The sequence below is a fragment of the Mycoplasma sp. 5912 genome, from assembly GCF_054353835.1.
This window is the reverse complement of the sequence record NZ_JBTHHI010000011.1, coordinates 22,503-28,502: the sequence shown is the minus strand read 5'-3', so window position 1 is coordinate 28,502 and position 6,000 is coordinate 22,503. Positions and strand designations below refer to the sequence as shown.

At 27.1% G+C, this 6,000-nt stretch carries 5 protein-coding genes and 1 other RNA gene; 4 read left to right on the top strand and 2 right to left on the bottom strand.

Annotated elements, in window-relative coordinates:
* Nucleotides 1-123 precede the first annotated feature (123 nt).
* On the top strand, nucleotides 124-738 hold the full coding sequence (locus ACXYRP_RS03720) for a DDE-type integrase/transposase/recombinase (RefSeq protein ID WP_458615245.1): 615 nt from the start codon (nucleotides 124-126) through the stop codon (nucleotides 736-738).
* Nucleotides 739-834: 96 nt separating this feature from the next.
* Here the strand turns inward: ACXYRP_RS03720 and eno are convergent, their stop codons facing one another.
* On the bottom strand, nucleotides 835-2,196 hold the full coding sequence (gene eno / locus ACXYRP_RS03715; RefSeq protein WP_458615244.1) for a phosphopyruvate hydratase: 1,362 nt from the start codon (nucleotides 2,194-2,196) through the stop codon (nucleotides 835-837).
* Nucleotides 2,197-2,465: 269 nt separating this feature from the next.
* Here eno and ACXYRP_RS03710 point away from each other — a divergent pair, with 269 nt between their 5' ends.
* Together ACXYRP_RS03710 and ACXYRP_RS03705 are read left to right on the top strand one after the other, a co-directional pair.
* Nucleotides 2,466-4,463, top strand: a complete 1,998-nt coding sequence (locus ACXYRP_RS03710; protein WP_458615243.1) for a S8 family serine peptidase — start codon at nucleotides 2,466-2,468, stop codon at nucleotides 4,461-4,463.
* Between the two features lies 1 nt (nucleotide 4,464).
* Nucleotides 4,465-5,229, top strand: coding sequence for a hypothetical protein (locus ACXYRP_RS03705; protein ID WP_458615242.1), 765 nt, complete (start codon nucleotides 4,465-4,467; stop codon nucleotides 5,227-5,229).
* A 42-nt stretch (nucleotides 5,230-5,271) separates the two neighbouring features.
* On the opposite strand, the gene ACXYRP_RS03700 is transcribed toward ACXYRP_RS03705, so the two are convergent.
* The gene (locus tag ACXYRP_RS03700) at nucleotides 5,272-5,832 is read right to left on the bottom strand and encodes a hypothetical protein (protein ID WP_458615241.1); all 561 of its coding nucleotides are present in this window, start codon (nucleotides 5,830-5,832) and stop codon (nucleotides 5,272-5,274) included.
* Between the two features lie 70 nt (nucleotides 5,833-5,902).
* Here ACXYRP_RS03700 and ffs point away from each other — a divergent pair.
* Nucleotides 5,903-5,999, top strand: an RNA gene (gene ffs / locus ACXYRP_RS03695) — signal recognition particle sRNA small type.
* Nucleotide 6,000: the final 1 nt, after the last annotated feature.

Below are 6,000 nucleotides of genomic sequence, written 5' to 3'. Positions count from 1 at the left end.
TTTTTAAGGATATAACTTAGATTTTATTAAAATACACAAGAATTTTTATAATGTCTAAAAATGTCTATTGTATTAAGAGAAAAATACGGAATATACATAAATTACAGGACTTTAGGAAGAATAATGAAATATTTAAATATAAAATCTTTTGTTCGTAATAAGAAAAAAGTTCGTGAAAAAAAGAATACAAATTTTCAAAAAGAAGATCTAGTTAAAAGAGATTTTAATGATAAAGATTCTAGAGGAATCATCGCTACTGATGTAACATATATCCCTGCTCCTGCTGACCTAAAACTTTTCCAAAACCATATATTTTTATCTGCAATTATTGAACATAAAACTAAAAGGATTTTAGGATATTCAATATCCACCAAAAACAACTTAGAACTTGTTATTGATAACTTTAAAAATATTAAAGATTTTAATCGTGATTCTTTTATAATCCATTCTGATCATGGATATCAATATACTTCAAAATACTATATTGATATGATAGAAAGAAAGAATGGAAAAGTATCATTTTCAAGAGTTGGTAATTCTTTGGATAATAGAGAAATCGAGTATTGATTTTCTTGCTTAAAATCTGAATGACTAAAAAAGGTAGATTATTCAAAAATTACTTTCGATGAATTAAAAAAACTAATACACCAATACATAATTTGATACAATACAAAACGAATTCAATCTGTTTTAGATTGAAAATCACCTCAGCAATATGCAGAGATGATACAATGTTAATTTTCTGTTAATTTTTATGTCCTTGTTTAATTTTCTTTCTTTGTTTAAAATAAGCATTCATTTTATAAAAATATTTTTTATCTTTCATAAAATAAATTATTTTTTAATATTATAAAAAGAATTAATACCTTTAAAAGTTGCTGTATTTCCTAGTTCTTCTTCGATTGCTAATAATCGATTATATTTAGCAATTCTGTCTGTTCTAGACATTGATCCGGTTTTAATTTGTCCTGTATTCATAGCAACCGCTATATCTGCAATAGTGCTATCTTCGGTTTCCCCTGAACGGTGAGATACAACAGCAGTCATATTTGCTTTTTGAGCCATTTGGATAGCATCAAAAGTTTCTGTTAATGAACCAATTTGGTTTACTTTAATTAAAATAGAGTTCATTGACTTTTCTTCAATAGCACGTTTAAGAATTTCAGTATTTGTAACAGTTAAATCATCACCTACAATTTGAACCTTATTTCCTATTTCAGCAGTAAGTTTTTTAAATCCTGCTCAATCGCTTTCTGCTAATCCATCTTCTATAGAAATAATAGGGTATTTTGAAACAAGAGATTCAAGGTATTTAATCATTTCATCAGTTGTATAAGTTAATTTAACATCATTTAAGTGTTCAAAACCAGGTTTTTTAGATTCGATTGCTTCTTTAAGTTTTCCGAAAGTATATACACCATCTCTGTATAATTCTGATGAAGCACAATCCATTGCGATTGCAACAGCGTTTTCTCCGGATGTAGCTGGTTGATATCCAGCAAGTTTAATAGCTTCAACTAAAAAATCTAAGGCTTCTTCGTGAGATTTAAAGTTTGGAGCAAATCCACCTTCATCACCTACTTGAACACCGTGTCCGTTTTTCTTAAGTAATTTAGCTAAGTTATGGAAAACAAAGTTTGCCATTTGTAGTGCTTGACGTAAAGATTTAGCACCTACTGGCATAATCATAAATTCTTGGAAATCAAGGGTGTTAGAAGCATGTTCACCACCATTGATAACATTTAACATAGGAAGTGGTAATTGATGTGCGTTAAAACCTCCTAGGTATTTATAAAGTGGTAATTGTAATTCATCTGCAGCTGCACGAGCAACAGCTAATGAAACACCTAAAATTGCATTGGCGCCTAATTTAGACTTAGTTGGTGTTCCATCTAAAATTATCATTCTTTGATCAATTAAACGTTGCTCAGTAACTTCAATACCTTCAATAGCAGGAGCAATAATTTGGTTAACATGATCAACGGCTAACATAACTCCTTTCCCACCGAATCAATTTTTCTCATACTTAGAATCTTTATCTCTTAGTTCTAAAGCTTCTCTTGAACCAGTTGAAGCTCCTGAAGGAACCATCGCTGAACCAAATCCACCTAATTCAGTTGTAACTTCTACTTGAACAGTAGGATTTCCACGAGAATCCAACACTTCACGTGCATGTATTTTTTTAATTGCTGACATTTATGTCTCCTCTAAAATGTTATATAAATTATGTTATTTCATATTTTATAAATATTAAATATTTAAAAAATTATATAACATATTTTTTTAATAAATAATAAAATATGTAGGAAGCAAGGATTGTGTGTTTTCACAAATTTTGCAGATATCAAAAAGAAAATATGTTTTTAATAAAAATTTCTGGTATTAATATTTCTTTTTATGTAAAATAATTTTGTAAGAAATTAAATAAGTAATTTGATTCTTACAAAATTACTAAAAGGAGATATATGAAAATTAAACATAAAAAAATATTTTTATTTAGCGGTGTTTTTATTACATCAGTTATAGGTATAGCTACCTTAACAGTTACAAGCATATCAAAAAAAGAAGAAAAACCTTGATATTTAGAATATCAAAACAAAAAATTAGAGATTCGCATAAATAAAAACGGACAACTGTTTAATTCTGTGAGAAATGTACCTATAAATAACGATTACGAATTAAAATTACTATTAAATTATGAAGAAAAAAATTCTATTCACGAAGAAAGTTGAGTAGAACAAAAAAACCAAGAATTTATTAATAAAATACAAAATTCTGGTGTTTTATTTAAAAAACATCAAATAAGTTCAATGATGCCTATTGTTTGATTTTATTTTGATAATGAAAATCAAAGAGAAAACTTTATTAAAAATATAATAGACAAAAAAGAAATTTTTAAAGGAATTGTATTTCCTAACGAAATTCAAAACAAAAAATTATCCGACACTAATAAAACAAATGAAGAAGATGTATATTATTTAGTAAATAAATATCCAGATATATCAAAAAATGCAGAATTTGTTGATTTTAAAAAGCAAAGAGACAAAGAGGATAATCGATACTACAATAATATTGGTAATGTAGGAGTTATAGAAGTTAACGGAATGTTAGATGAAAGAAAGCTTGATGGTTTTCTAAGATATGGTATAGAGTGAAATAACATTTCAAACTCAAAATTATCACATCACCCAAACGAGGTAGCAAATATAGTTGCAGGTACACATGGTTATGATAGATATTCAAAAGTTTTCTATTCTACATACTTTTATGATTCAGAATGACAAAAAGCAATCGAATGAATGGTTAAAAATAAAAGAGTAAGGGTTATAAATCATAGTTACGGAGCAGGGCCGAACAATAAAAGAAAGGATTATAGTGAAATCAATCTTTTTCTAGATTATATATCAAGAAAATATGGTGTTGTAAATATTTTTGCCTCAGGTAATGGAAACAATAAAAACGGAATAGAAAATGAATGAATAAATTGAAAATCTCTTTCATTTAATAACTTAGTTGTAGGAGCATTAGATTATTACCATTGATCAAAAGATCCAAAAGACTCAATAGCACCATACTCAAATTATCTTCTTCCAGACAATTATAATTCACTTGCAAAACCTAATGTAGTTGCTCCTGGATATTTATATGAAAGAAAACAACTTAATCAATTTGGAGAAAAAAAGGATATTTGAGTTGATGGAACGAGTTTTGCAACACCTATTGTTACAGGACTTGTTTCAACATTGTTAAGAGAAAGAAACTTTTTGGATAAGGATAAAATCAGATTGCAATCAATAAAAGCGATTATAGGTGCTTCATCCAGAACTCCAAAAGTAAATAATCTTAATTATAAACCAAATGGATATTCTAAAAAATACGGGTCTGGTATTGTAGATTTTGAAAATATGTTAGAAGCAGCAGATAATTTAGTAACTAAGGAAGTTTCAAAATCTGATAGTGATTTTGTTTTATCAACAAGAGAGTTTTATGTTCAAAAAGACAAAAAAATTAAAGGAGCAAGCTCTTGGTTGTTTAATGCAGGTTTATTAAAGGCACCAGAAAATTTACCTACATATAATGCAAATGTGAATTGATGATGATTTTTAGGTGTTTTAGGAGGTGTTATTGCTAATTCAGTTGAAGGAGCAAGATTAGCAAAAGAAAAGGTAAAATGGCATGAAACCCATATAGATGAAGATAGATTGAATCTAAAAACAATAAATCAAAAACAAAACGATAAATTATTTTCTGATTATGATTTATATTTAGAAAAAAAAGATAGTTTTGGGAAGTGAACTGTTGTAAAAAGCATCACATCGATTAATTCTAATGATGAGATTTTAGAATATATAACACCAGAATCTGGGATATATAGACTAAAAGTGAAAAAATATTCTGATGCACTGTTTGATAATTCGATTAATGATAGTTTAGCAATGACATATACAGTTCAAGAAAGATAGTATGAAAAAACTAAAGAAATGATTTTTTCCTTTTTCGTTTAGTTTAGGTTTATTAACTGCTTCTTGTACTTCCTCATCTCTTGACTCTAATAAAAAAGAAATAAAAGATTATGAGATATCAGATATAACAAAATTTAAATCTCTTATTTCTAAATATAATAAAGATAATAATATCCAAACAATTTATGATCCTTATTTTACTTACTTTTGATCAGGTAATACAGAAAATAAAGGAAAGTTTAAATATATCTTTGATCATAAATATGAATTAATTACATCAGAGCAAGAGTTAGACGAAAAATTTCTAAACAAATTTAGTCTAGAGACAATAAGGGCATTTGGCTGAAGAAATCACTTACAAACAAACTTGAAAATAGACTTAAATACATTAACACAACAACAGTTTCAACAAAAAAATAGAGAAAAATTCAAAGAAATTTATTTAAATAACGAAGATATTGATAAATTTTTCAAAACCAAAAATTTATTGATGTATGAAAGTTGAACACGGGGTCCTGCTATTGATGAAATAAGTCTTGTTGTCGATGATAAAAACAAAAATCAAATAAATTTACACTTTAATGTTGTAGATACAAGCGGTTTAGGAGTAAATTATGATATACCACTTTATAATATGATGTCGGAATTAAAAATGGATATAAAATACCTTGATAAAACAAAGACAATAACTATCAATCCAGAATTAAACAATGATCAAACAAAACAATTTTATGAGTATTTGAAAAATTTATATAAAGATGAATAATAGATACACAAAGAGAACATCTGTAAAAGGTGTTCTCTTTGTTTAAGACGATTGATTTTTGGAAGAATCGTAGTTTGAAAGGGAAAAGAAAAAATAATCTATTACTTTTTCTTTTAGTTGAGGTTTTTCTTCTATTTCCGAATAAAGAATATGATTTTTCAACTTAATATTTGCAAATAATTTCTTAATCAGTTTATTTAATTTTTCTTTTTTTGCACTATCAGAACTTCATTGAATTGCATTCATAACATTTTGATCTTTTCTGAAAGTGTTTACATTATCTTTTAAAATACTAATCAATTCAAGTCCTTGTTCTTTTGTTGTTGTTGCTTTAAAAAAGTAATCATAAAAAGAATTAAACTTTTTAGTAACCTTATCTAAGGTATCATATTCTTTGTCTAAGATTTGTTGATTGTTTGTAATGCTTTTGGGACTTAATTCACCTGTTCCCACACTAAGAGATAAAACTTTTTCTTCTTGTTTTACTAAAGCATATGAATGGATTTTTATATCTTTATCAATTATTCCTTTAACATCCGATTGGATATCATCAATATGTAATCATTTTGTTAAATATAAAGTAGGACGCCGGGGTGGTACCACCCCAGCGTCCTACTTTAAACTTTTAAAACATACTATTCCTTCCTTTGATTTTTGTATAAATTATATATAATATATTAGCCATCAGAACAATAACCCACTAACTTGGTCAGGGTAGAAATACAGCAGCCATATGAGGAAGTGTTGTGTCAGGTGGTTTTTTTGATAAGG